At 37.6% G+C, this 26235-nt stretch carries 23 protein-coding genes; 8 read left to right on the plus strand and 15 right to left on the minus strand.

The window, feature by feature from the left end:
* Positions 1-22: 22 nt before the first annotated feature.
* The 3 genes from JFU24_RS12895 to JFU24_RS12905 all read right to left on the minus strand — a co-directional run bounded on the left by JFU24_RS12895 (position 23) and on the right by JFU24_RS12905 (position 2554).
* Positions 23-1168, minus strand: coding sequence for an acyl-CoA dehydrogenase family protein (locus JFU24_RS12895; protein ID WP_201250030.1), 1146 nt, complete (start codon positions 1166-1168; stop codon positions 23-25).
* A gap of 116 nt (positions 1169-1284) precedes the next feature.
* Positions 1285-2052: a 3-hydroxyacyl-CoA dehydrogenase gene (locus tag JFU24_RS12900; protein ID WP_201182834.1), complete on the minus strand. Its 768-nt coding sequence runs from the start codon at positions 2050-2052 to the stop codon at positions 1285-1287.
* Positions 2053-2173: 121 nt separating this feature from the next.
* A complete protein-coding gene (locus JFU24_RS12905) occupies positions 2174-2554 on the minus strand; it encodes a MerR family transcriptional regulator (protein WP_053344470.1) in 381 nt (126 codons plus the stop codon).
* Between the two features lie 164 nt (positions 2555-2718).
* On the opposite strand from JFU24_RS12905, the gene JFU24_RS12910 reads away from it, so the two are divergent.
* The 3 genes from JFU24_RS12910 (at position 2719) to JFU24_RS12920 (ending at position 4752) form a co-directional block, all read left to right on the plus strand.
* A complete protein-coding gene (locus JFU24_RS12910; RefSeq protein ID WP_053344469.1) occupies positions 2719-3144 on the plus strand; it encodes a universal stress protein in 426 nt (141 codons plus the stop codon).
* Between the two features lie 184 nt (positions 3145-3328).
* Complete coding sequence (cidR, locus tag JFU24_RS12915) at positions 3329-4213, plus strand: cidABC operon transcriptional activator CidR (RefSeq protein WP_201182836.1); 885 nt, start codon at positions 3329-3331, stop codon at positions 4211-4213.
* 167 nt (positions 4214-4380) lie between these two features.
* Positions 4381-4752 (plus strand): hypothetical protein, encoded by a 372-nt coding sequence (locus tag JFU24_RS12920; protein ID WP_201182838.1) that lies wholly within the window; start codon positions 4381-4383, stop codon positions 4750-4752.
* Positions 4753-4817: 65 nt separating this feature from the next.
* Here the strand turns inward: JFU24_RS12920 and JFU24_RS12925 are convergent, their stop codons facing one another.
* The 5 genes from JFU24_RS12925 to JFU24_RS12945 all read right to left on the minus strand — a co-directional run bounded on the left by JFU24_RS12925 (position 4818) and on the right by JFU24_RS12945 (position 8918).
* Positions 4818-5540 carry an amino acid ABC transporter ATP-binding protein gene (locus JFU24_RS12925; RefSeq protein WP_056522225.1) on the minus strand — a complete coding sequence of 241 codons (723 nt, stop codon included), beginning with the start codon at positions 5538-5540 and terminating at the stop codon, positions 4818-4820.
* The gene (locus JFU24_RS12930; RefSeq protein ID WP_201222142.1) at positions 5537-6193 is read right to left on the minus strand and encodes an amino acid ABC transporter permease; all 657 of its coding nucleotides are present in this window, start codon (positions 6191-6193) and stop codon (positions 5537-5539) included. Before JFU24_RS12930 ends, JFU24_RS12925 begins: the two co-directional genes overlap by 4 nt.
* A 78-nt stretch (positions 6194-6271) precedes the next feature.
* Positions 6272-7093, minus strand: a complete 822-nt coding sequence (locus JFU24_RS12935; RefSeq protein ID WP_053344464.1) for a basic amino acid ABC transporter substrate-binding protein — start codon at positions 7091-7093, stop codon at positions 6272-6274.
* A gap of 336 nt (positions 7094-7429) precedes the next feature.
* Positions 7430-8449, minus strand: a complete 1020-nt coding sequence (locus tag JFU24_RS12940; RefSeq protein WP_309558543.1) for an AI-2E family transporter — start codon at positions 8447-8449, stop codon at positions 7430-7432.
* Between the two features lie 238 nt (positions 8450-8687).
* Positions 8688-8918: an excisionase family DNA-binding protein gene (locus JFU24_RS12945; protein WP_098174491.1), complete on the minus strand. Its 231-nt coding sequence runs from the start codon at positions 8916-8918 to the stop codon at positions 8688-8690.
* Positions 8919-9572: 654 nt separating this feature from the next.
* On the opposite strand from JFU24_RS12945, the gene JFU24_RS12950 reads away from it, so the two are divergent.
* Positions 9573-10520, plus strand: coding sequence for a hypothetical protein (locus JFU24_RS12950; RefSeq protein WP_201222144.1), 948 nt, complete (start codon positions 9573-9575; stop codon positions 10518-10520).
* A gap of 220 nt (positions 10521-10740) precedes the next feature.
* Here JFU24_RS12950 and JFU24_RS12955 read toward each other — a convergent pair whose 3' ends face one another.
* Together JFU24_RS12955 and JFU24_RS12960 are read right to left on the minus strand one after the other, a co-directional pair.
* A complete protein-coding gene (locus JFU24_RS12955) occupies positions 10741-15426 on the minus strand; it encodes a hypothetical protein (protein ID WP_201250031.1) in 4686 nt (1561 codons plus the stop codon).
* 202 nt (positions 15427-15628) lie between these two features.
* Positions 15629-16825 (minus strand): MFS transporter, encoded by a 1197-nt coding sequence (locus JFU24_RS12960; RefSeq protein ID WP_201250032.1) that lies wholly within the window; start codon positions 16823-16825, stop codon positions 15629-15631.
* Positions 16826-17293: 468 nt separating this feature from the next.
* Here JFU24_RS12960 and JFU24_RS12965 point away from each other — a divergent pair, with 468 nt between their 5' ends.
* Positions 17294-18664, plus strand: coding sequence for a hypothetical protein (locus JFU24_RS12965; protein ID WP_201250033.1), 1371 nt, complete (start codon positions 17294-17296; stop codon positions 18662-18664).
* An 807-nt stretch (positions 18665-19471) separates the two neighbouring features.
* Here the strand turns inward: JFU24_RS12965 and tnpB are convergent.
* Entirely contained in the window at positions 19472-20677 is a 1206-nt protein-coding gene (tnpB, locus tag JFU24_RS12970; protein ID WP_201250034.1) for an IS200/IS605 family element RNA-guided endonuclease TnpB, read from the minus strand.
* 350 nt (positions 20678-21027) lie between these two features.
* On the opposite strand from tnpB, the gene JFU24_RS12975 reads away from it, so the two are divergent.
* Complete coding sequence (locus JFU24_RS12975; RefSeq protein WP_201250035.1) at positions 21028-21999, plus strand: bile acid:sodium symporter family protein; 972 nt, start codon at positions 21028-21030, stop codon at positions 21997-21999.
* Positions 22000-22046: 47 nt separating this feature from the next.
* On the opposite strand, the gene JFU24_RS12980 is transcribed toward JFU24_RS12975, so the two are convergent.
* From JFU24_RS12980 to JFU24_RS12990, 3 genes are read right to left on the minus strand one after another with little or no spacing between them, the layout of a single operon-like run.
* Positions 22047-22841, minus strand: coding sequence for a DUF4097 family beta strand repeat-containing protein (locus JFU24_RS12980; protein ID WP_201182859.1), 795 nt, complete (start codon positions 22839-22841; stop codon positions 22047-22049).
* The gene (locus tag JFU24_RS12985; RefSeq protein WP_201182861.1) at positions 22834-23388 is read right to left on the minus strand and encodes a DUF1700 domain-containing protein; all 555 of its coding nucleotides are present in this window, start codon (positions 23386-23388) and stop codon (positions 22834-22836) included. The genes JFU24_RS12980 and JFU24_RS12985 overlap by 8 nt, the downstream gene beginning before the upstream one ends.
* Positions 23385-23705 carry a PadR family transcriptional regulator gene (locus tag JFU24_RS12990; RefSeq protein WP_056522239.1) on the minus strand — a complete coding sequence of 107 codons (321 nt, stop codon included), beginning with the start codon at positions 23703-23705 and terminating at the stop codon, positions 23385-23387. The genes JFU24_RS12985 and JFU24_RS12990 overlap by 4 nt, the downstream gene beginning before the upstream one ends.
* A gap of 320 nt (positions 23706-24025) precedes the next feature.
* Between JFU24_RS12990 and JFU24_RS12995 the strand changes: the two genes are divergently transcribed.
* Complete coding sequence (locus JFU24_RS12995; protein WP_201182863.1) at positions 24026-25087, plus strand: DUF2157 domain-containing protein; 1062 nt, start codon at positions 24026-24028, stop codon at positions 25085-25087.
* A complete protein-coding gene (locus JFU24_RS13000) occupies positions 25077-25616 on the plus strand; it encodes a GDYXXLXY domain-containing protein (protein WP_201250036.1) in 540 nt (179 codons plus the stop codon). Before JFU24_RS12995 ends, JFU24_RS13000 begins: the two co-directional genes overlap by 11 nt.
* A 101-nt stretch (positions 25617-25717) precedes the next feature.
* Here the strand turns inward: JFU24_RS13000 and JFU24_RS13005 are convergent, their stop codons facing one another.
* Entirely contained in the window at positions 25718-26197 is a 480-nt protein-coding gene (locus JFU24_RS13005; protein WP_201250037.1) for a C40 family peptidase, read from the minus strand.
* Between the last annotated feature and the right edge of the window lie 38 nt (positions 26198-26235).

Genomic DNA, 26235 nt, shown 5'->3' on the forward strand with positions numbered 1-26235 from the left:
TCTCCCCTTCTCATTTTGTTTTTTAAAGTCCAAGGCTCTTTGCTATGATTTTCTTCATGATTTCATTTGTACCCGCATAGATGCTTGCTACCGGCACATCACGGTACCTTCTAGCAATCTTGTATTCTTCCATATAACCATAGCCCCCATGAAGCTGCATGCATTCATTGGATATTTTCCGGGCAGTCTCTGTCAAACGCCATTTAGCCATCGATACTTCTGTGACCACCTGTTCACCCGCCATATGATTAGCAATCAATTGATCCAGGAAAACTCGGCCCATTTTAATTTCAGTGGCCATTTCTGCGATTTTAAATTGAGTGTTTTGGAACTGACTCACTGATTTCCCGAACGCTTCCCTGCTTTTGACGTACTCAATCGTATCCGCTAGCATATCCTCGGATGCGGTTTGGGCACAAATTGCTACGACAAGACGTTCCTGCTGCAATTTCTCCATTAAATACTTAAACCCTTTGCCTTCTTCACCTAGCAAGTTTTCCTTTGGTATACGACAATCTTCAAAGATAAGTTCTGCTGTATCCTGACAATGCAAACCAAGCTTCTTCAGTTTTCGTCCCCTGGTGAATCCCGGAGTATCTCTTTCGACCACGACTAAACTGACGCCTTTATGCTTCGGAACAGCATTTGGATCTGTTTTACAAGCCACGATGACCAGGTCCGAATGAATCCCATTTGTGATGAATGTTTTTTGGCCGTTTAGTATGTAATGATCTCCATCCAAAATCGCAGTCGTTTTAATATTGGCCAAATCCGAACCTGTTCCCGGCTCTGTCATGGCGATGGCTGTAATGATTTCCCCTGTCGTGCATTTAGGGAGCCAGCGCTGTTTCTGCTCCTCATTTCCGTATGCGGAAATATACGGAACCGTAATATCGCTATGGAGCCCGAAGCCTATGAAACCTGAACCCACTCTTTCTAGTTCTTCATTAATTATGACCGCAAAGCCCCAATCTACTTCAGAACCCCCATACTCTTCTCCAAGATCCGGACATAAAAAGCCTTGCTCCCCCATTTTCCCCCAAAACGAACGAGGAATAATACGGTCTTCTTCCCATTGTTCATAATAGGGAACCGCTTCTTTCTCTAAAAACTTGCGTAATGATTTACGGAAAATCTCGTGATCTTCACTTAAGTATGGATGTTCCATCTGCATTATCTCCTCTGTCATTAGCTTTTTCGTATCAACCTTTTCCTTTTTATAAAAAATACACTTTAGTTTTCTAATCCATTATTTAAAATTCCCCGGAAGGGTTTGAACCTACCTTATCTAGGTGACATTCGAATGGCCCCGTCCAACCGAATCGTTTCTCCATTCAGCATAGGATTCGTAATAATGCTTTCCGTAAGTTTAGCGTACTCTTCCGGATATCCGAGCCTTGATGGAAATGGCACGGTTTTCCCTAATGACGCCCTCGCTTCTTCAGGTAATGAATCAAACATCGGTGTATGAAATAACCCCGGTGCAATCGATACGACACGTATCCCTTTGGAAGCAAGCTCCCTTGCAATCGGAAGAGTCATACCGACAATCCCACTCTTTGAGGCACTATATGCCGCTTGTCCGATTTGTCCTTCAAATGCAGCTACCGACGCTGTGTTGATAATGACACCACGCTCCCCCTCTTCGTTTGCTTGGTTATTGACCATTTTTTCAGCCGCAAGACGAATTACATTAAATGTACCGACCAAGTTAACCGTCACTACTTTTGAGAACGCTTTCAATTCATGCGTACCTTTTCTTCCAATGACCTTTTCAGCAATCGCAATGCCAGCACAATTGACAATTGTGTTAATTGATCCAAATTTTTCAATTCCCTGATCCAACGCTTCTAGTACACTTTCTTCACTTGTCACATCTGTTTTAATAAATATGACTGAATCTCCTAATTCCTCGACCATTTTGACGCCATTTTCTTCTGAGAGGTCAAAGATAACGGCTTTTCCACCTTTTTTAATGATGTTTCTTACAGTGGCCGCTCCCAGACCTGAAGCCCCACCTGTCACTACTGCAATAGTTTCTTGAATATCCAAATCTTCACCTCATTTGTTTTCGTCTAGAATATATATTCATCTTTACCTATCGTCACAACTCATTTCAATAATACTTTGAAGTATTTTTATTCTGATGGTTTTGCTGCTTGGAATGCCTGACTCACTGTTTACTTTTTAAGCTATGAAGTGTTTCGGTAAAACCTTTAATCACCTGTTCAAAATCCTGCTTCAATTCATCAAGCTCTTTAATACGTTCATTTATTTCATTTAATTTCTGTCCAGCTGTATCAATTGTTTTCTCCAATTGCTTAATACCCGTCCTATCCTTATCAAATAGCAGAACAATATCCTTTATTTCAACTAAAGAAAAGCCATACTTCTTGCCACGCATAATGATTTTAAGTTGAGCATGTTCTTTCTTTCCATATACTCTTTTTCCGGTTTCGGTCCGCTTTGGCCTTAGCATACCTAGTTCCTCATAATATCGTAGTGTTCTTGTTGTCAAATCAAATTCTTTTGCTAACTCAGAAATGGTGTACATGTTAAAACCACACTTTGCAAAGGGATTATTTACCTTATCTTAACATTGACGTTAACGTAAACTTCAATAAATATTCACAAAATTTTAAATATATAAAACTGAATGAAAGTTATAAACTGATATACTATGGGTATATTCTTTTTAAATGAAGGGACGGATTAATTATGCTCTGCTCAAGAATATTAGTTGCTTATGATGAATCTGAATTGGCACGTAAATCTTTAGAAAAAGCGATTGAATTAGCGAAGCTGGATCCTGCTATTGAAATTCAGGTACTTCACGCTGTTACACTTCCAATCCATCCAAATATATATGGCAATGCTTTTCAAGAAATTGAAGAAGCCATGCTTAAGTATGGCAACGAAGTTATCGAAAAAGCGGATGCACTGTTATCCGAAATTCCTAATGCATCTCAGTCTTTTGTCGTAGAAGGTTCAGCTATCACTACTTTGTTGGAACATGCGAAATCTCAAAATTGCGACCTTATCATAATGGGCAGCAGAGGCTTAAGTGGATTCAAGGAATTCCTAGGAAGCGTCAGCCACTATATCGTCCAGAATTCTCCGGTACCTGTCTTATTAGTTAAATAAACAATTTGCGACAACCCTATGACTAACCAATTAGAAGAAGCTGGGCTCTTATTTGGAGCCCAGCTTTTTTATACGCTCACGAAACAAAGAGGAAATCTTACCAACAAAGCTTCTCATGTTTTACAAACCCTTCTGTTAACAGGTAAAATGAAAGAAATTTAAAAGAGGATAAGCAGGTGAAGTGATGGATATTAAGCATTTACAATACTTTATAGAGGTTACCAATTTCAACAGCTTTACTCGGGCAGCGGATCATTTATTCATTACTCAGCCGACCATCAGTAAGATGATCAAAAACTTGGAGACTGAGCTCGGTGTTGAACTTTTTGATCGTTCCCGTAAACAACTGATTCTGACTGATGCCGGAAGGGTTGTATTAGAGCAGGCAAAATTAATTGATAAAGCATTTCATAATTTAGAAACAGAAATGGACAATTTATTAGGCTTGAAAAAGGGACATATACGAATCGGATTACCGCCGATTATTGATGCCTCCTTCTTCCCCCGAATTCTTAGCCGTTTTCATGAGGATTATCCTAATATTACCTTTCAATTAGTAGAGGATGGCTCAAAGAAAATTGAAGAATCTGTTCAAAATGACTTACTCGACATTGGCGTAATAGTCCTGCCAACTAACACCGTACTTTTTCATCATTTTGCCTTTTTAGAAGAAGACATTAACTTGATTGTGCCCCCCTCCCACCCACTTGCTTGTCGGGAAGAGATTGATTTGGCCGACCTTGAAGACGAGTCTTTTATCTTATTTAATAAAGATTATGTCTTGCGTGATCTCATAATTTCGTCCTGTAAAGAAGCTGGTTATTCTCCACACATTGTCACAGAAAGCTCACGTTGGGATTTTATAGAGGAAATGGTTTACTGTAATCTTGGAATCGCTCTTTTACCGGAAAGTTTATGCCGCCATGATAAACGCATCAAGTCCATTAAGGTCAAAAACCCTTCCATTAGTTGGAACTTAGGATTCATTTGGAGTAAGGATCAATACCTTTCATATGCGGCAAAAGAATGGCTAAAATATACAAGAGAAGCGTTAACTCATAAAGATTAACTACCTCGATAGTAAAGCATTAGACATGTAAGCACTATCATAGATTTAAGTTATGCTCATGATAACATCTAACCATTTTACAATACTTAACCGCGGAGTTAGACTTGGTATGAGTAAAAAGCACTGTAATTACTGATGGAATCTATATTTTCAGAAAGGAGATATTTATGATCACTTTATCTAGTGTCGATGAGTTACAAGCAACCGAAGAAGCTTTGGAGAAAATTAAATATTCATACCCCGAATTATTTAATAAACTACTCCATGTCGTTGCCTTAACACGAGCTTTTCAATTTAAATATCAATTTATGGGCACACTAATCATGGATGAAAACCATAACGAATACACCCCTGAATTCGTTATGCCCTCCGTTATCCACTTATATATAGAGGAAGTTCAAAAGTTAAAGGATGATCCTAATATCCAGGTTTTACAACAAACCTTCTCCCAAAATGAAAATATTGGATATGCTAAAATCAGTATGCTAGTGCTCGGTAAAAGCCCTGAATCACTTTTAGGCTCATCATATATTAAATAACACCCCCTGATATGTTCCCAAAAAAAACCTCCGATTTACGGAAGGTTTTTTTTCTTATTCTAATATTAGAGCACTTTGCTCAAAAAGGCTTTAGTTCTTTCCTGCTGCGGATTATCAAAAATCTCACTTGGAATATTTTCTTCGATAATAAAGCCCTCGTCCATGAAAATCACACGATCACCAACTTCTTTAGCAAACCCCATCTCATGGGTCACTACGACCATTGTCATACCTTCTTTAGCCAATTGCTTCATAACCTCAAGCACTTCACCGACCATTTCCGGGTCTAGAGCAGAAGTCGGTTCATCAAACAACATGATTTTGGGTTCCATTGCCAATGCCCTTGCGATTGCCACACGTTGCTTTTGTCCACCCGATAATGAATCCGGATAGGCGTTCGCTTTCTCAGCAAGTCCTACTTTCTTAAGTAGTTCCATGCCTCTTTGTGATGCCTGTTCTTTGGAAACTTTACGAACCTTTAGCGGCGCAAGCATAATGTTATCAATAACTGTTTTATGCGGAAATAAGTTAAAATGCTGAAATACCATGCCAACTTCAGTGCGTACTTTATTGATATTGACCTTCTTATCTGTCGTATCAAGTCCCTCTATGAAAATATGTCCTCCCGTTATCGTTTCAAGTTGATTAATACACCTGAGAAAAGTAGACTTACCAGACCCTGAAGGCCCAATCACCACAACTACCTCCTGTGGGGCAACGATTGCATTGATATTCTTTAATACCTCGTTATCTCCAAATGACTTTTTTAAATTCTCGACCTTAATCATTCTGTTTTCAACCTGCTTTCGAGTCTATTTAATACGAAACTTAAAATAAGGGTCAGGAAAAGATAGATAAAGGCACAAGCCAAATACGGCTCCCAAACTTTAAAGTACTGCCCCCCCATCGCTTTTCCCCAATACATTAATTCGGGGGCTGCAATGACACAAAGGAGGGAGGAATCTTTTAATAATACGATGAATTCATTTCCTAACGGAGGGATCATACGTTTGAATGCTTGAGGTAAGACAACATGAATCATTGTTTGAGTATGGGTCATTCCCAACGAACGAGCCCCTTCCATTTGTCCTTTATCAATGGATTGAATTCCTGCACGGAATATTTCCGCAATATAAGCCGCTGCATTTAAAGACAAAGCAATGACTCCCGCTGTGATTGCGTTCGTCTTCCCAGTAAAAAAGGGCACAATACCAAAATGGATTAAAAAAATCTGAACTAATAGCGGAGTTCCACGAAAAACCGTGACATAACAGTAAAATGGAAATGCGAGCACCTTGTTTCTCATTATTTTCCCTAAACCTATCAGTAACCCTAAAAAAGTTCCGATGAGAATAGAGGAAACCGATAGCCCAATTGTGAGTATCGTTCCCTTTAATAAGAAAGGAGCATATTCAAAAATAATGTCCCAGCGAAAATTCATTCTGTTCCCCCCCTAAAGACCAAAAAAACTGCGTAACTTCACACGTAAAGTTACGCAATTTTTTATTATTAATTTGTTTTATTGCTGTGCTTTTAACGTTTCAACATCTGGTTCTGTGCCGAACCATTCTTTATAGATTTCTGCATACTTTCCATTCTCATAAATAGCATTGACGGCTTTATCAAAATCAGCTTTCAACTCGCTACCTTTTGGGAACATAAGACCATAAAATTCCTGATCAAAACTGCTGCTATCTTCAACAACTTTCAGCTTTTGGTCAGGGTTATTTTTCACATATTCTTCAACAACGGTATTGTCCGCTACTACCGCTTCAGCTCCGCCTTGTAATAATTCCTGAATGGCCAGGTTATTATTTTCGAATTTTTTGATGTCTTTATGATTTTTCCCAAGAAGTGACTCGACTGCTTCCTGTCCAGTTGTAGCTGTTTGAACAGCAATAACCTTTCCTTTCAATTCTTTCCCTGATTTTATATCACTTTTCTCAGGAACTAAGATTTTGTTTGTGGATAAGAAATAAGGCACCGAAAAATCATACGATTGTTTTCTCTCATCATTTACTGTAATTGCAGATATCCCTACATCCGCTCTTTTAGACTCGATTTCCACAAAAATCGGATCCCAGCCAACATGCTCAACTTTCACTTTATAACCGGCTTCTTTTGCAACAGCATTGATAAAATCAACATCGAATCCAACAACTTTATCGCCTTCTAGATATTCAAATGGAGCATATGCTGCATCCGTCACGATCCTAAGTGTTTTCCCATTTGCTTCTTCTTTTTCGCTAGTTGTCGTTACTTCCTTTTCTTTCCCGCATCCAGTCATAATCAGTAACAAAGAAACTACCATGGCAAACATTAAAAACGAAACTTTTTTCAAAATAATCCCCTCTTCTCTCTTTTAAAGAACGCAAACAAATCAAATCAGAAAGAATATTCAGTATTTTCACTTAAAAATATTATACGTTTATTTGTTTTTTTATGCAATAAAAAGTCCGTAAATAACTTTAGTAAAATAAAATTTTATCCAATTAACTCAAAAAACCAAGAATTTAAATAGGCTTTAATTATAAAAACGGCAGACATTTCCTCATTTATTAAGTAATTATTGAAATTATATTGAAAACAGATATTAGAACTATTAGCCAGATTTTAAATAGGAAACAAAAATAAGCAAGCAACCTCATTAGCTTGGTCGCTGCTTACTTAAATTTATTTAGGGCACTTCTTTAATCCCCTCTTCAATATCTAACATATCTAATAGGAAGATAAAGATCGGAATCCCAATGATCAAACCCCATATCCCAAGAAAATGCTCGGAAAACAGAAGAATGATGAAGGTGAAGAACGTTGGCAGATTTGTTTTTGCCGACATGAATTTTGGATTTAAAATATAGCTTTCAAGTGCATGTATAATCCCAATCATAACAAACACAGCAATAACCTTTGGCATACCGCCGATACTGTAGGCAATCATGCTAAGTGGAATTAGGGAGATAATAACTCCTGCAACTGGAATCAACCCTAGGAAGAAAATCATAATTCCAAGACCGATCAACTGTGGAAACCCAAGAATCCATAAGAAAGTTACTGAAAGGACTGCATTCGTAATGGCAATTAAGAACTGGACCTCAATTACCTTTCCAAATGAATTGATAAATTTTACTCCAAAGTGACCAAGGTTTATAAAGAAGGATTTGAATTTACCTCGCTTAAATTTAGAAGTAAAGCGAATAATTTTATCTCTTTCCAATAAGAAAAACAGACTAAGCAGTATGGAAAGGAAAATCTGTAATGCCAGTTTACCGAAATCAGATACATAAAGATAGAGCGTATTCATCTGTTTTTGAAGATCGAGCGGCGATTCAGTCTCGTTCATTAAACTAATGGCGTATTGAATGACCCGACTATCGGGTGGATGTTGAAAGAAAAAAACAATCTGTGTTACTAATTCTGTAAATTGCAACGTAATGACCGGCAAATATTTATAAAGAACGATGGCTAAACAAGAAATGACGACTATATATAAAAAGCTTATGACAACTTTAGAGTTAATACGCATCACTTTATTTAGTCGAATCATGATAAATTGTTCCAGCCTTCCCATTAGGAAAGTGAAAACAAATGTGAATAATACAATATTAACCATACTTCCAATACTTATTAGAAACAGGACTAACACTATTAATGTAATTAACCTTGAAAAACCTTCACTTTGTAAATACTCTTTTACCACTTACCTATCTCCTAACTACCATTCTGCCGTGATAATTCCTTCTACATGTATTTTACACGGAATTGAGGGATTCTACTACAATTACCTTCCATTGAAGACAAAATTATTTGAATGATCAGTAAGTCTTATTGAGAGGAGGTTAGATTATTATTCCAGACTCACTTTTTTAGAACATCCACTGACTTCAACGACGATTTAGGTCTATATTTTTAAAAAACATCTGCCAATAAGGCAGATGCTAATCTTCATCTTTCACATCGATATCTTCTGGGATGGGTTCACTATAATAGTCCGCTAATTGCTTCTTATATTTTTCCATCTGTTCCAGATGCGTATTAAACTGCTCTTTAAAAATTAAATACTGCTCACCATCATAGACGGTGCGAATTTTATTTTGAACAATCATGCTTTCTATATAAGATTCCGGCATTGATAAATATTCCGCAGTCTCTTTTACTGTCAAGTACATGCCTTCACCCCTTTTCCTCTTAACTATACTAGATAAGAGTCTTCATTTGAAGTGCCTAATCCATACAAATACATGGGCCTTCTCAATTTGAGAGGCCATTAACTTATTACAAAGTGACTTTTACCGTTTTTGCATTTCCAGTTTTATCGAATGCACCGACAGATAGCTTAGAGTTTTCTTTTGTTTTTAACGCCACTTTATCCGTTTCTTTTTTATCTTCAGTCGCTTTTTAAAGTACTTTGTACCCTGCTTTAACCCTCATTTTTACCTTTGCCTCGATTTTACCTAAAACGAATTGGCAAGAACTAGTTTTTACGAAGGTTGGGGTTTCTATGGCGGTTAGATCTTTTACGGTTGCTATTATTGGAGTAATTTGATATTTTTTATCCCATCCAACCATGTGGTCCAAACTTTTGTTCCAGTCTTTTGTTTATCGATTTATTAACCTTTACTTGAATTTGGGTCAGTTTCCCTGCTTCACGCAAGTATGTAAAGGGGTGAAAGGACGATGTCTAAACCTCAGTCTCAGAAAAATTCAACCTATGAATAAATGGCTATCTCAAAAACAAATCACAGTAATAACTTACAAACCCTTCCAATAACATGTAAGATAATACTAAGTGATAGATCTATAGATTAAGAGGAGTTGACCAAATGACCTTATTTTATGTAATACTTGCGGCAATTTTCGCTGTCCTTCTAGTCATTGTTGTGAAACGGCGAAGTGAGCCAGCTAGAATAGAGCGGTATCAAAATGAATTTGGTAAATTATATACGGACACTTTTGACGTGGAAATAACCGAAATTGTACCAGAAGCATTAATCGTACAGCTTAACAAAGCACTGGATTACGATTATATGGAAAAGGTCAATACAGAATTCCGGCTGAAGTATCCCCGAAACTCACAGGAAAGGGTTAATGAGCTGTGGCGCGAATTTAAACGCTACTTGATTATGGCTGCTGTGTTTGGCAAAGTTGAAATGTTTAATGAGGTCATCGATGAGCTATGGCATATCATGCTGAATTACAAACAGGAATATGATGATTTTTGCCAGACATTCATTGGCCAACCCATTCAGCATAATCCCCACTCACAGCCTGTTTTTAAACCTGAAGAACGCACGCTGTTTGATTTTTACTATGTACAACTGTTTACGGTTGATTCAAGTTCGATTCAAAAATGGGGGAAATTTTTCAAGCATGATAAAGGAAAAGGATTGCTCCATGAATTCGAAACGCTGGAGTTGGAACAGTTAAAGGAGAAATATATGCGTACTCCTACAAGTATAGAAGCGGAACAGACCTTTGAATGTTTCACCTCCCTTTTTAAAGAAAATCGTCCGAAAATAGTATTAGATTGGCGGGAAAGATACGATCAAACAGACTATGCTGCTCCTGCCTACTTCATCTATGCCAGTTCCGATAATCATGATACAGACTTTAATGATATTTTCGGGGTGAAAGCAGCCACTACCTCCTCTGACTCAATCAATGTTAATCATGGTGGAGATCATAGCAGCACCTATGACAGTGGTTCGAGTTCTAGTTCTGGTTCTGATTCTTCTTCTAGCTGTTCTTCGTGCAGCTCGTGCTCGTCATGAAATTTTTGTTATATAGTTCCGATATGCAGAGAAAAATTAAGCGCTTGGGTCTATTATTTTCTAGTCACCCGAAATATGAATTTCATCAATAATAGATGCACCAATGTTAAAGTGCCCCCTTTACTAAAGGAGGCACTTTAACTGAATCATACTGAAAATTTCATTTCTTACTCCTTCAAGTAAAAGCCTTTGGCTACTGCCTTAGTTTAGTTAAGCTCTATTAATTCCATCGATTGAACCAATTTTTAATTCTTTGTTTATTTTTCTCAAGAACTTCCTTCGATGTCCTATTATCTTTTTGTTTTTTCCATTCAAAAAAGGAAGCAATTCCGATAAGCACCCCTCCGCCGATGATTAAATACAGCCACCATGGCATCTCACTCCACATCGAATTCGTATTCATATAAATATTGAATAAAATTGTCCCGGTCCCTACTATGAAATACGATTTGTATTTCATCATGAATCCGAAGAGCAATGCTGATAATGAAATCGTTCCGATAATAAGCGCATCATTTAAGGTATTGCTCGCCATTGCATCGCCTATCAAGACTAAAAACAAGAGAAAGACAATTCCAATCTCGATATATTGCGTAGTTTTGCCTTTAACAAAGATTTTCCTCAATAATATAGTACTGACAATAAACAGTGGCAGAATCTCGGTCTCTACCTCGAGGACAGCAGGAATCGAAAATTGATTGATGATGACCCAATACGGATACAAACTAAGCAATATGGCGGCAGCCAAATAGATTTTTCTTTCCATTCGATCAGTCGTCGTGCTTCTTATCAAGATGAAATAGGCCGGAATCAGAAGTGCTACGAAAACTTCTAGAATGAAATGTACTGATCCACTCATCAGAACCTCTATATTCATTGCAAAAAGAAACAGCAACCCATATACCCGGTAAAAATCCATACTAAGGCCAATTTCGCTTTTCGTTAGTATCCCTTTAAAATATCTCTTGCTTAGTATCACCATTATGGTCGTACATCCGAAAAGGACCGTGATGCCAATCGGAAGAGCTAACGTGTCTGCATACTTAATGATGATCCAATACGGATACAAACTTAGAATTCCAGCAAGCCATACATAGATATCTCTTTCCTTCACATTACTTGTAAAGCTTTTCATCAGGATGAAGTAGCCCGTTATCAAGAGTGATACAAAGACTTGCAGTAACTGATATGTCGTTTCATTCACTAGTACTTCTCTATTCATGGCCAGCAAAAATAAAAGACCATAAATCCGGAAAGCATCAATCGTTGCGCCTGTTTCTTCTTTCTTAATCAATACTTTAAAATAGCGACGGCTTAGTATTACCATTCCTAACATACAGATGAAAAGAACAATCAATCCTAATACAATCGAAAGGGTGTGAACATAGTTCATAATGCTTAAGAAAGGATACAGACTGACGATTGCTGCAATATTGGAGTAGATTTTCCGTTCATTTAGTTCGCCTGTAAAGCTTCTCAGTAATATGAAGTAGCCCGTTATCAAGAGCGATACTAAGACTTGAAGCACCTGATATTTGGTTTCATTCGTAAACACTTCCACATTCATATCAATCAAAAATAACAAACCGTAAATCCTAAAAGGATCAATTGTGGTGCCTGATCCGTTCTTCTTGATTAGTCCTTTGGAATAGCGTCTGCTTAGCAACAACATCCCAATCATACAGACGAAAAGAACAGCCATACTCGTAATAAGCGGGAGTCTGTGCGCGTAATCTTGGATGTTCATAAACGGATATAGGGAGACGACAGTCGCTATACCTGAATAGATGTTTCTTTCCTTCGCTTGAATTGAAAAGCTTCTCATCAGGATAAAGTAGCTCGGCAACAATAGTGAAACGAAAATTCCTAGGATTTCATAACCTGTTTCGGTCATTAAAAATTTCACATTCATATAAATCAAAAATAACAAGCCGTATACCCTATAATAATCAATGAACCTCGTTTTACCTTCTTGTTTAATTAGCCCTTTAAAATAGCGACGGCTAGCAAATACCATCACAGCTGCACATGCAAACAGTACAACTATCCCCATAACCAGAGGTAAACTATTTACAAACATCGCATAGAAAATGAAAGCGAGGCTAAGAGGAACCACAACAAAGTTCTGCCAATTCCTTCTTATGAGCAGATACCAGGAAAACACAATCTGTACAGTCACAAACCCCACCCAAATGATCTCCCGATTTAGTGGGACATCACGGATTGCCGTTTCAAATATCGAAACACTGACCGCCAAATGAATGAATGGAATGAGGTAATATTCCATGATATCTTTCCAGTTCTTATTAGATACTGCCCATAGAATGGTAATGATTCCTGCTGTAATCATCAAGCAAATCGAAGTAACAAATTTTATTTGTTCCACGTTGGCTAAAAACAGAAGCACCTGTAAGAAAAGCACTGAAAACCCAAGGTACGTAAAGACGTATTTTTCCCATTTCACTTTCGTACGCAAGGCACTTAAGATATATATCAATAGCTGCGTAACATATAGAAACGGCGAGCTATTCGTATGGACAATGAGTAAACATCCAACAGGTATCGCCACTAAATTTGCAAGATGGCTGGAGTAAAGAAAGTATAGTCTCCCATTTTTTGAATATTTCCCAAGCCATTCTCCTACAATGAAAAAGATAAAAGGACCAAACAACGCGAAACCAATCTTAAATATCACCTGGTTAAAATCAAAAACATCGTAAAGCGAACCATATAGGCTGGCACTTGTAATAATAACGGGCAGCCAGAATATATGTTTCCGATGTACATGAACAGACCATACGTTTATTGCAGTCGCCATAGTAATTAAACCCGTTACACCCATTGGATTCAACTCACTGTATGGAATCAGTATAAAAGCAAGGAAGGAAAGAATCTGTCCACTATAGGTAAAGACAGGAAAGAATATTGGAAATCTACTCTTTAAAGCGTAGGCCGCTCCGATTGAAATCAGTGCTGTCCCCATTAAATAAAGGCTGACAGTGATATTTGAACTGACCCAAACGCTACCTTCCAACAAATATGGATAGAAGGCAACCAACGCTAATACGAAAGAAATCGGAAATCCATATACGGCTGTTTCCATCATAGATTTTGTATCATCTTTTACATAGGTAATAAAGAAAAGTCCAGAAATCAGGACGAGAGCTGCACTAACAGCAAGCCAATCCATTTCAATCAATTTACTAGTTAATACCCCCACCATTATCATTGGAGAGATAAATAAGACACTTTGCTTAAATAGACTGTAGCTTGGGTGGCGATTATATAAATACAGCCCAATATACTTGAAAACCTGAAGCACGAATATTAGATTTAAAACAGTAGTAAACGAGAATTGAAAAGCAAAGCAAAGATATACAAATGCTAAATTAAAAACAACAACAGCTGGATACGTGAAGCTCATATTTTTCGATTGAAGTGAAACATAGACAAACTGAGCAGATAGTATCATAAGCGCAACAAAAATTTGCGCATAGTTTTCCTGATAAACCATCGCGTTTATATATAAAAAAACGATTCCACTCTCAATCAAACTGGTAAACATAAAGTTCTTAGATAACTTAGGCTCCTTTGCTTTAGCCATATAAGTCGAAAGCGCCATAAAAATGATTGGCACAAGTGCAAAAGCAATGACCATGAATTCATTGAAAAATGAATTATAAACAAAATGGATATATCCGTAAGTGAAGATAGCACTAAAAGCAATTTCATAATATTTCTTTTGAAATTTGACTGCAAAAATTAAAAACAAAACAGAAATGACAATCAATGTTATCGAATAAACCAGGTTACTTGAAAATAATGTCAAAATAACAAAGGTTTCCACAATGATTTTAAACAGGATGAATTGAAAAATGAACGGTTTGAATAACACTAATTCATTCCTATTTTTCAACTGTTCAACATTCCATAAAAGCAATAGATTAAGGACACTAACCGTCAAAAACATCCACTCAATCGTTGGAGTCGCAAAAGCAAAACCGAAGTAACAGGTAACAGCAAACGTTAATATGGATATGATAATGAATATTTTTGACTTAAAGTAATCAGCAATCTTGAAATATATGCCAAAGCAAAGTAATCCTCCAAGAAAACCGAGTAGAGCCCGCCCTTCACCATTAAGCGATAAGTACTCTCCAAATATCTGATAATATGAAGCTGATAAAATCGTAATTGGAATAAATAATCCTGCAAGCGTCAGGAAAGCAAAAGCCGTCTGCTTAATTTTCAGCTTCCAGGCGATAAAGGCCATTCCCGCGAAAACGACGGATACCATTCCTATGAAAAACACCTTCAGAACCGCATTCAAATTCCCCCATGATGAGGTTGCCAAAATTAAACCTCCAAATAGAAGTAAAATTACCCCCGTGAGCAGGACGACAGAGATATTCCGTTCCCGGATTTGCTCGGGTGTTCTCTTTGGCTTTATTGGTTGAACAGGCTTCTCTTGCTTGATTACCCGCTGTTGATTAACAGGTTTCCTTTCAGGGATGCTCGCGATGACCAGTTCAGGTCTTTCTACTATAACTGGTTCGTTAAGGACATCCGAAACCTTCTTATCATTCATTATTGATTCGTCAAATATAGGTATCCCTTGTACTCCTTCTTGATGTGATTCTTCATCTATAACGAGGTTATCCTGAACCTTCTTCTCAGCTGCCTCACTTTTCAATATTGTCTCTGCTTTGAGACTAGCTTGCTTTTTTTCATTATCTAATCGTTTTTGTTTATAAAGGGCTCTTTGAAAATGCCGATCATACGCCCTGCTAATCCGTATATATTCTGTTTTTGGGATGAGCCGCCTTTCCCATAAAACTTCAAGCTCTTCTTGGAAAATCTGCTTCCTTCTTTCTAATGTCATTTCTTCATTTGAAGAATCATCCATCCAAAGATTCCCCTTCCTTCACTTAGACCTTATATTATCGTATGTATAATCTCTTTTAGATAATAACAAAGTTTTTCCATTTTTTATATATTTAGTATCCAAGTCGGATAACCCCTTAAATCTACCAAAAACCATTTCCATTCAATCGGACAAATTTTGCTACAAAAAAAAGATAACCCCTCAATGGAGTCATCCAAAATTTCTATACTATTTTTAACTTACCCTCACTTCTAACAATCCAAAAATAAACTATAATCGAAATGAAAATCGAGACAGCTGCTGTGACATAGATACTCCGATAGCCGAAAAGGTAGCCAATCTGTCCGAAAACAATAGCTCCTATACCAACTCCAAGGTCGAAAAATGAGAAATAAGTGGCATTTGCCATCGCTTTACGATTGGGTGCTGTTTTTTCAATCGACCATGCCTGCAAGGCCGGCTGAACTGAACCGAATCCAAATCCATAAAGCACCGCAGCTATATATAGTACCGCTTCACTTGGCATCCAAGCTAACAGGAGCATACCTGTCATGATGAGCACTGTTGATGGCACAAAGATTGCCCGGTGGCCTCTTCTGTCATATAATCGGCCAGAGAATAATCTCGTGACCATGAGAGCCATTGCATAAAGCAAGAAGTACCACTGAATTCCACTCACACCTTTTTCTGCTGTATAAAGTGGCAGGAAAGTTGCGATTCCGCCAAATGTAACTGAAATAAAGAAAATAAGTAGAGATGGCTGCAGGGCACTTTTCTCATAAATATCAAACCTCTTTGCAGCCACAGCAGTTAACGGATTTATTTCCACTTTTTGATATCGAATCATCGATCCCATTATTACAGCAAACAATCCTAACAAAGAACAAATCAGAAACAGCTCTTGAAATGGAAGGACTGTAACTAGAAAAAGCCCCAGTGATGGACCGAATGCGAGTGCTAGATTGCCCGATAATCCGTAATACCCCATCCCTTCGCCACGGCGTTTGGCCGGAATTATATCAGAGGCGATGGTGCCTGAAGCTGTTGAAGAAAAACCCCAGCCGACTCCCTGTACAATGCGCATTAAAAATAACAATCCGATGCTCCCCATAAAACCGAAGGAACCCACGGATATAGCGAAAATGGCTAACCCGATAAGAAAAACAATACGTCTTCCTTTCGTTTCCAATAATTTTCCGGCAATTGGCCGAACAAGCAGAGCGGAAAATGTAAAAATCCCTAGGACAGCCCCTACTAGGCGATCGTCCCCTCCAAGCTGCTCAACAAACAGCGGGATGGTTGGCATCGTCATTTGGAAACCCATGAAAATACACAGATTTGCCAAACAAATCATGATAAAGTCACGTGTCCATATTTTATCAGAACCTCTTACCCTCTCACCCACTAAGGTTTCCCTCATTTTCCTTCACCTTCTAATCCAAATAGTTATTGCCAGTTTACTAAAAATAGATACAATAAGCGAATGATTTATTTCGTGTTCCTAAATAAAATTCAAAATGATAAGCCCAGCTTGAAACTGGACCAAGTTTTCTAATCTTCATGAACATAAAAGAATGATATGTACATACACAAAAATCTCATGATTTAGGAGTAATGTATGTTTTTACATTAGCGTTTATTCTATCCCCTAAGAAGCATATGGTATGTTACCCATCTGTATGCGCACTTACTATTTCTTTACTGGCTGCACCTGCCTTTCCAATTGTTAAGGTTCCCATAATATCTGCATTCACTAAATTCATTTTAGGCATCGTTTTCTTTGTCTCTATTTTTTTTTAAAAGACATGCTACTTTTTCCTTTTAAAAGTTTATATAGACTGTGAAAGAAAAATAGCCTTTGACTTGTGAAAAAAAGGAGCCGAAAACAATGATTTATGAAGAAACCTACCGATATTTAATACGCCATGTATCCTCCAAGGAGTTCGACACATGTTTATATTCCCTCCTTCATATGGATTGGGATGGTGTGATTCAGAGTCCCCTCCACAAAATGGCTAAAGGGATTGGAACGACTGAAAAATATCTGAAAAAGATCATCAAGAAATTTTCATCCCCACAAGTTGGCTGCGGCCGAAAAATCTTCCTTCCCATTCAACAGGAGATAACAAAATATAAATTCAATCTCGGGCCGACAGGCAGTCTCAGCTTCAACAGTAAAAAGGACCGATACTGTAAAAAATACCGTTTCTTCTATAGTAATGCCTTCCGAAGCCTATCCCTGCCCTCCAAGAGACTCATGCTCATGGCAGCATTCAATATGTCTGTCAATAAATCTGAAGAAGTCTCGCTGCACTACGATGAAATTGTCCATTCAGAATGTTCCCTTTTCAAAAGACAGGATGTACTTGATGCCATGGAAACAGTTAACCAAACATTAGGCGACATGGTAACCTTCACTATTGCCAGCTCCGTTTTCACACGGAAAGAAATCATTTTAGCTTCTTTCAAAGAAGGAATGTTGAAGGATTATCTTGAAAATCGTACGGAGAGGATGTTGGTACGGAAAACAATTTATGAAGCAGGATTCCTTGAATATATAGAAGATAAAGTCTGTATGGAGCTAGAACGGGTCGGAAAATATATCTACCGTTCGTTTCTTAAAGCTGCACATGGACCTATAAAAGATGATTTGTTAAAACTGGCTCGATTTGTGTATAGCACTTCACTTAAAAAGTTAGGTAAAGTCCTGTCAAACAAAAAGCATCTATTAGCCGATCCAAAACAGGCTTCCGCTTATTTTAGTACAATCGTTTATAATGAAGTACTGGAACAATTGGCCACGTATGCACACCAGGCTGCCTGCATTAAAAACTTAATGGAGCGCGAACACTTGCACCGCGGAATTTCGGAGGGATCTTTAGCGAGAAATGTGGATTATATAGAAGTGAATGAGCATATTGAAATGATCCGTGTGAAGCATGACAAGGCGTTTAAGATTCATAGAACACTAAGCATATGGTGTGAAGATTGGGTGATCTCACGCGTGAATTCTGTCATAGTAGGTACAGAAGATACTGATCAAAAGTCTATACGCGGAAAACAGCGAATTCTAAAAAAGGATCAGTCTATTTCCGATTACCTCAACACACTTAAAAAGCATACATACGAACAACTTGAGAAACATATTACGATGTACCAAAATGTAAATAATAACGAATCCGTCCTAGATGTATTGAAACAGAAAAAAGAAGCTATACGATCCTATTTTGCTATCCAAAAAGATCATATGAAAAATTAGGATAAAATATGGCTAACAGAAACACTGGCTTTTGGGCGAGTGTTTTTTGTCATGCATAAAAATTCCTTTCTCCATTCCACTCCAATACCTATTCCCTTATGTAGCTGCCTCCCTCCCTTTTTCTGATTTTGAGGACTGATAATTTTGAAGTTGTTCTGTGAATTAGCTTTTCCCTGACTGTAGACACCCTTCATCCAGGTGTGCATTGAACTCTTTATACTGTGAATAGTGCCTTACATGCTGTGGATAACTAAATGATGCTCTTCTTTCCCCTGATAGATTCTATTCGAATCAGTCATACCAAGGCTTTCGGCAAAAAAGTTATTAAAGGGTCTAAAGAAAGGGTCTAAATCACTTTACTAACAAAGGAACTAAGAATGGTTATGATTAAGGGGATGAATGTAGGACCCCCTTTTCCCCATAAAGAAGATCATCTTTTCAAAGTAAAGTTTATGATTTCTACTTTCATAAAAAAAGGAAAATAATGAAGATACTCAAGAAACAAGAAGCTATTCCATGGTTTCACGAATTACAAAAGCATATGGAATGCCTGACCGTATAGAAGAAACGAAAAAAATAAAGCTCCTGCTTAAAATGTATATCCATTCCAAGGATACAAAGGTTTTCGACTCTAATGGATTTATTACCCATAATAAACAAAAAACTGTGGCAATTTTATTCCACAATATCAAAACCGCACCATAGCAAATTACCCCCGCTATGTTGAACTACCCACCACTTATCGACCTTACGGTCCGATTGAAGTGGGGGATTCCTAAGAACATTAGCCTATCGGCCAATTTTTAATTAGGCTACTCCCGTAGTTCCTACGGTTAGAAGCCTTATGGCTTCATTCATTAGATTGAGTCCTGCGTTAATATCTCGATCGTGGTGAGTAGAACAAAAAGGACAATCCCATTCACGAAGATTCAGATGTTTAACGTCTTTATTTTGGTAACCGCAGCTAGAACACAATTGGCTAGAAGCAAACGTTTTAGATACGGTCACGATTTGTTTACCATACCATTTTGCTTTGTATTCCAACATTTTTTTGAATTGGTACCAAGATACTTCACTAATAGCTTTAGCTAGTTTGTGATTTTTCATCATATTCGACACTTGCAAGTCTTCCATTCCAATAACATCGTGGTTTTTGATGATTTCGGTAGAAACTTTATGTAAGTAATCCATTCGGGCGTTTGAAATTTTTTCGTGTAGGATAGCCACTTTTCGTTTTTGTTTTTGATAGTTTTTGGCTTCAGCCAATGGTTTATTTTGATTCAAGGCTATTTCTTGTCGCCTTGAAAGAATCTGTTGTGCTTTGGCCAATTTCTTTTCGACCGTCCGGAAGAATTTTGGGTTTTGATAGACCGTACCATCTGAAAGAATAGCAAAATTCTTCAAACCAACATCTACACCGCACGAACGATTCGTTTTAGGAAGTACTTGTACATTGGTCTCCGCTAAAACGGAAATGAAATATTTACCCGAAGGGTTCCGCCTGATTGTGGCATTGATGATTCGCCCTTCGACTTCGCGGCTTTTAGCAAAACGAACTAGACCGAGTTTTGGCAATTTGATTTTGTTTCCAATTATTCCGATATTTCCATTCGTATGTTTAGTCGTGTAGGACTGGATAGGATTTTTTTTCGATTTGAAGCGTGATGACTTGTTTTGCTTTTTATAATATCGACTATAGGAATCTGCTAAATTTTCCACCGATTTCTGTAAGGCAATACTGTCTACTTCTTTCAGGAAAGAATACTCTTTCTTTAAAGCTGGAAGTTCTTTGATTGTTGCGTATTTATTCAGAAAAGAACCTTTCCATTCATTAGAGGGTAATTGGCCGTTCTGCTTCATTTCTTCACAGATATACCAGTAGGCATCTTTCTCCTTTTGTTTGCCTAAGAAGAAGTTATAGACAAAACGGGAACAGCCGATCGTTTTATTGATTAGAACTAGTTGTTCTTTAGTTGGATAGATTCGAAATTTATAAGCTTTGTTTACGACCATTGGTTTCACCCCCTTATAGTTATTATTAACCACCGAACGTATGTTTGCCAAAAGATTACTTTGGCTTATCGGCTTATGCCAAACCGCCATTCATCTCCCCCTTATCGTTGGGCTCTCGCCCTTCACACGCTTGAAGAGGGAGTCTTCTGGCGGGAAATGATAAAATGAAAAACGAAAAGACTATCAGCACCTTCTATTATTATTAAAAACTTCGTTTGTTCTTCTCCACCTGATCTACAGATGATAGTGTGAAACTTCCTTTGCTGGGACTTTCACAGGGATTTTACAAACATGATAGTACGAAGCAGCTTGCCTTTATCATCATACGTATTTGGCTAGGAGTGAAATTGTTGTTACAGAAGTTAAATCATTTTCTTGAAAAGGCTATGCCTTTTATCACGCCAACTGGTGTAGTGGTCGGCGTATTGCTTGCCAGTTATTTAGATTCCTATATATTCCTCGCCCCTTGGATTTTTGCATTTATTACATTTTCCGGAAGTTTAGGATCGAATTTCAGTTCATTGAAGCGTATCGCTTCCAATCCCTTACCGATAATTGTGGTCCTTTGTATCCTGCATATTGTCATGCCAATTTGGGCTTGGCTACTTGGACACCTGGTGTTTCCTGGAGACAATCTGACCATAACTGGTTTAGTTCTAGGTGTTGTGATTCCAACTGGTGTTACCAGTTTGCTTTGGGTATCCATTTACAAAGGAAACACCCTGCTCACTTTGACGATTGTCTTAATCGATACGCTCTTGTCACCGATTATTGTGCCGTTTAGCGTTGCTTTCTTCAGCGGAACATCGGTTGAAATGGATACCATGGCAATCATGAAAGGGTTAATCGGCATGGTTGTCATTCCTTCACTGATTGGGATGGTACTGAATCAGATTACCAAGGGAAAAATAAAACCGATGCTTGGACCGCGTTTAGCTCCCTTTTCTAAAATAGCACTTGGTATATGTGTGACCTTAAACAGCGCGAAAGTTGCTCCATATTTAAGTCATATCGATGCAAAATTAATCAAAATGGCTATTATGGTCTTCTTTATTGCCTTTTCTGGTTATCTATTATCCTGGATGGTCGGAAAATTCCTGAAGTGGGAAAAAGAAGAGATTATTACCGTCACCTATACAGGAGGTATGAGAAATATCGCTGCAGGAGCTGCTCTTGCCGTTGCTTATTTCCCTGCCGCCGTTGCTGTTCCTGTCATTCTCGGTACTCTTTTCCAACAAATACTCGCTTCCGTTTATGGTTCATTCTTAAACAGGTATTATCATAAGCCTAAGCCAGTTCAAGAAAATAAAATGGCTGCTTAACTGAAAAAGCCGATTCCATCGGAATCGGCTTTTTTCTCGCTTTGTTGCTATTTTATTATCTCAATTTTCCCATTATTCGTTTCTAATTTAACCATGTTTTCACCTTTACCAATGACAACATTCCCCTCATATTTATTGAGAATATCGATTTTCCCATTATCAACATGAACATCAAAGGTTGTATTGGTCGGCTCTTTATCTGTTTTTATCATAATTTTGCCATTGTCACTTTCCAATTGAATATTCCGATCTAAGTCTTTTGTGACAAGGGAGATTTTGCCGTTATTCGAGGAACCTACCAGATTTCCCTCTACATTATTAAGATCTACTCTTCCGTTAGCAGATTTCACCTCTACTTTTTCGGTTACTATATCATTTAATTCAACTCGGCCATTTTGTGATTCCACGTTCAGATTCTTTATCTCCAGTTCAGCCATTTGCACTTTTCCATTATCACTTTTAACGACAAAGGACTTATAAGACTTCTCGGGCACATACACTTTTAAATGTAATGATTGAATTTGAAACCCAAAGCTAAAGGAACGTTTATCTTTTAATTTTATCGCAAGCTTCTTTCCTTCCACATCTGCAGAAAAATTCAGCTTAGAAACATCCACACCTTTTGATACTAACTCTACACTAGTCTCCGTACCTGTCGTTGGGATAATTTCAACAGCTGCATTGTCAGAAATAACCTGAATGTCCGTTACCTCATCTGTAATCGATTTTTTCTCTGTAGTGGATTCCTTATCCGTCACTTGCGAAAATGTAAACAAACTGCCTACTACACCAACCAATAACAGAACAAGTGCAATAATCGATAATTTTTTAATATTAACCATGTTTCAAACCACCTTTCACAAGGGAAACGTTAAATTTCAAATAGCGAATAAATCCTTTAATTAAAGCACTTGTAGCGACAAACATCCCCATCGCTATGAATATTCCAATCCCGCAAAGTCCCAATGCAAAGAACAAATCAAATAATTGAAAGCTCCCTAAAATCAGATTAAGAAGTACGCCAAACGGAGCAAGAATGAATCCTATCGCTGATGCCCATCCTGCAATAACAACCCCTAGCAATGCAATAAAAGGTCCTAATACAATCACAATATTAAAAAATCCTAAACCAATAACTGCCCAAACAGCTCGCATGACATTTCCAGCGGAAGTCGTTTCCTCAACTTGACCAAGATGGTAGGATGCCAATAGTTCCTTGGAAATTTGTTTCGGGTTTCCAAGAGCTTCTGAAATTTCTTGCTCTGTTTTTCCTTTTTCCAACCCAATTTCGAAATACTCTTCATAATCTTGCAGGATATCCTGCCGTTCCTCTAGAGAAAGCCTTTTTAATGAGGCATCCAATTGTTTTAAGAATTCTTCTTTATTCATTGGCCCACACCTTCCTTGATTAATTGATTGACCCCATTAGAAAATTCGGTCCATTCTGTCAGCAATTCGTGAAGGTACTCCCGGCCTTTGTCAGTTAACTTATAATACTTACGCGGTGGCCCTTCAGTTGATTCTTGCAAATATGTCGTAAAATACTCTTCCTTCGTTAATCGTCGTAAAAGTGGATAAACCGAACCTTCCGATATTTCGATTTGATCTGAAATCTTCTGAACAAGTTCATAGCCATAACGGTCTTGCTTATCCAACAGCACAAGGACACACAGTTCCAAAACACCTTTTTTAAATTGTACATTCAATGTACCATCACTCCCTTCTAGTATGTTTCCAGTACTATTCATTAAACAGTACCAAACGACGAACAATACATCTTATGCAAATAATTTACCACATGGTACTATTTATTGCAAGGTACTGTAAAAAAATATTTAAAAGCTTACCCTCTTCCTTGTAATTATCCTATTTTTTATGATTTGAGCTGACCGCCTAACTAATCAGAATTGTATATATCGTTATTTCCGTTAAGTGTAATCAAAAGAGGGTAAGAGAAAATTAACATATATTAATAGCTAACGGAGAATAAGTTATATAATAGAAATATATGGAAGGAGGAATTACTTTGGCAAAAAAAGAAATAACGAAAAAGCAGTTTGATTTTCTTGAACACGAACTTAAGTATCTTGAAACAGGAGGAGTTATCTCTGAGCAAGAAAAAGAAAAGATGCTAGGTTCCTATGATGTGAAGGAGAATTTAAGTTTCATTACTATTTTATTGTCCATCGGGGCGCTTCTTTTAGGTCTTGGGGTATTAACCTTCGTTGCCAGTAACTGGATATATTTAAATAAGGGAGTAAAATTCCTAATAATAATTGCGTGTCTAATTGGAGTAAACTTCGCTGGTGTTAAGTGGCAGAAACGCTTTCCCAAAACAGCCCGGAGTTTACATTATGTTGGAATTTTGATATTCGGAGCAGGCATATTTCTAGTTGAGCAGATGTTTAACATTAGCATCAATTTCAACAGTTCCTTTTTATTATGGGCCATTGGAACAGTATTCATTGGTTACTATTTAAAAGACGTCTTCATCCTTCTTTTTACTTCCTTTCTGCTTTTCATTTATATTAACGGAAGTATATTCCTTGATGAAACGTCTTACCCGCTTGCTATTCTTGTATTTATACCGTTTTTATATGTTCTATTAAAAAAATTCGATTATCCTAAGGCCTTGGGCTTTTTTATTAACACATTAGCCATCAATACAATCGCCTTATTTCTAATGGAATTTGTACCGAAGTTAGATTTTAAACAGTCGAATACGATCGTCCTTTCCATTCTGTTTGTATTGGGAATTATACTGGCGTATCTTCCATTTCCATCTAAATTACAAAGCACCACCCACATACAAGGGCATATCTTACATGGAATCACCGCACTCTTCCTTACCTTTGAATTTTCGATATGGTTCCCTATAGCTTATTTTATTTTCCTGCTTTACCTCATTCTAAAGGGCAGTTTAACCAGCATTGTGATAATATGTGCACTGATTTTCAGATACTATATTGATTCCTTTGACTTCCTGCCAAAATCACTTACATTCATAATCGGCGGCATCATGCTTATTGGTTTTGGCTTCTTCTTTGAAAACCAACGGAAAAAAGGAGGCGATTTCAATGAAGAATAATCTATTCTTCCGACCGCTCATCGTATTTTCCATTCCAATCTTGATTCTTTTAGTCTTGTCGATTCCTCCCGTCTGGACTACCATGACCGGAGAGGAAATCAAAATCAAAACCGCCCCAGTCGACCCGACGGACCTGTTCCGGGGCAGCTATGTGGCTCTGAATTACGAAATAGAGACCGTTAAGCCTTCACAACTTGATGACTCTGTTATTTCTGAGTTTAAAACAAGAAATATGGGTGATTATAAAAAGGTATATGTACGACTAAAACAAAGCAGTGATGGTCTATATAAAGTCGATTTAGTAACGAAAGAAAAACCCAGCAAAGGTGTTTATCTAAAAGGAGAATTAGAAATTCCTTATGACTTAAAAAGAGCTACAACTGTTCAGATTAGATACGGCCTAGACAATTATTATGCATCCGAAGAAAAGGCTAAGGAAATGGAAACAGACGCTTTGGCTAAACCTTCAGTTGCTATAGTAAAGGTTAGAAATGGTAATGTTGTATTAACAGATATTATCATTGAGTAAGGGTTTTTCAACTATCCTAGGCTAGCAAAAAGAGCATCAGATTTTCGATGCTCTTTTTTGCTAGTCATATTATAAAGTATCCGTTATGAATATCAGAGCTATTACTTAATGACCCGTTTAGCCCCAATATATCGATCTTTCCAATACTTGTCGCTCATTTTAACTACCTTTACACCTTTTGTTGTGGTTCCCACAAAAGTACCTTTTCCATTATAGATGCCCACAAATGAGACTTTTCCTTTCGTGCCAGTTGCATAGAACACTAAGTCGCCTGTTTTTAAGTCTTTTTGCTTCACGGCTTTACCGGTTTTATACTGATCTGCACTTGTTCTCGGAATTTTCATTTCTGTCGCTGCATTTTTATAAACATACTGAGTAAGCCCGCTTGCATCGAATCCTTTTGGTGTCGTCCCTCCATATTTATATGGGCTCCCCACCTGCTTCTCCGCTAAGGCGGCAACTTCATCGCCATAGTTGATTGATGCTGATGCATTAGCTGGACCGAAAATAAATGCTGCAACCAATGCTACAAGTGAAACAATTGCTACAATCCATTTTGAAACTGGTAAACTAAGACTCATTCTTTTTCCTCCCCAATCTGTAAATGAAACACAATTTT

It is taken from the genome of Peribacillus sp. TH27 (assembly GCF_016650915.1).
Lineage (GTDB): Bacteria > Bacillota > Bacilli > Bacillales > DSM-1321 > Peribacillus > Peribacillus butanolivorans.

What these genes read in the sequence shown, in the direction of transcription:
- JFU24_RS12905 (WP_053344470.1), bottom strand. Translation starts at nt 2,554, where the DNA reads ATGTACACCATTTCTGAGTTAGCAAAAGAATTTGATTTGACAACAAGA.
- tnpB (WP_201250034.1), bottom strand. Translation starts at nt 20,677, where the DNA reads ATGGTCGTAAACAAAGCTTATAAATTTCGAATCTATCCAACTAAAGAA.
- JFU24_RS12945 (WP_098174491.1), bottom strand. Translation starts at nt 8,918, where the DNA reads ATGTACTTGACAGTAAAAGAGACTGCGGAATATTTATCAATGCCGGAA.
- JFU24_RS12965 (WP_201250033.1), top strand. Translation starts at nt 17,294, where the DNA reads ATGATTTATGAAGAAACCTACCGATATTTAATACGCCATGTATCCTCC.
- JFU24_RS12930 (WP_201222142.1), bottom strand. Translation starts at nt 6,193, where the DNA reads ATGAATTTTCGCTGGGACATTATTTTTGAATATGCTCCTTTCTTATTA.
- JFU24_RS12910 (WP_053344469.1), top strand. Translation starts at nt 2,719, where the DNA reads ATGCTCTGCTCAAGAATATTAGTTGCTTATGATGAATCTGAATTGGCA.
- JFU24_RS12950 (WP_201222144.1), top strand. Translation starts at nt 9,573, where the DNA reads ATGACCTTATTTTATGTAATACTTGCGGCAATTTTCGCTGTCCTTCTA.
- JFU24_RS12960 (WP_201250032.1), bottom strand. Translation starts at nt 16,825, where the DNA reads ATGAGGGAAACCTTAGTGGGTGAGAGGGTAAGAGGTTCTGATAAAATA.
- JFU24_RS12920 (WP_201182838.1), top strand. Translation starts at nt 4,381, where the DNA reads ATGATCACTTTATCTAGTGTCGATGAGTTACAAGCAACCGAAGAAGCT.
- JFU24_RS12955 (WP_201250031.1), bottom strand. Translation starts at nt 15,426, where the DNA reads ATGGATGATTCTTCAAATGAAGAAATGACATTAGAAAGAAGGAAGCAG.
- JFU24_RS12895 (WP_201250030.1), bottom strand. Translation starts at nt 1,168, where the DNA reads ATGGAACATCCATACTTAAGTGAAGATCACGAGATTTTCCGTAAATCA.
- JFU24_RS13005 (WP_201250037.1), bottom strand. Translation starts at nt 26,197, where the DNA reads ATGAGTCTTAGTTTACCAGTTTCAAAATGGATTGTAGCAATTGTTTCA.
- JFU24_RS12985 (WP_201182861.1), bottom strand. Translation starts at nt 23,388, where the DNA reads ATGAATAAAGAAGAATTCTTAAAACAATTGGATGCCTCATTAAAAAGG.
- JFU24_RS12925 (WP_056522225.1), bottom strand. Translation starts at nt 5,540, where the DNA reads ATGATTAAGGTCGAGAATTTAAAAAAGTCATTTGGAGATAACGAGGTA.
- JFU24_RS12980 (WP_201182859.1), bottom strand. Translation starts at nt 22,841, where the DNA reads ATGGTTAATATTAAAAAATTATCGATTATTGCACTTGTTCTGTTATTG.
- cidR (WP_201182836.1), top strand. Translation starts at nt 3,329, where the DNA reads ATGGATATTAAGCATTTACAATACTTTATAGAGGTTACCAATTTCAAC.
- JFU24_RS13000 (WP_201250036.1), top strand. Translation starts at nt 25,077, where the DNA reads ATGAAGAATAATCTATTCTTCCGACCGCTCATCGTATTTTCCATTCCA.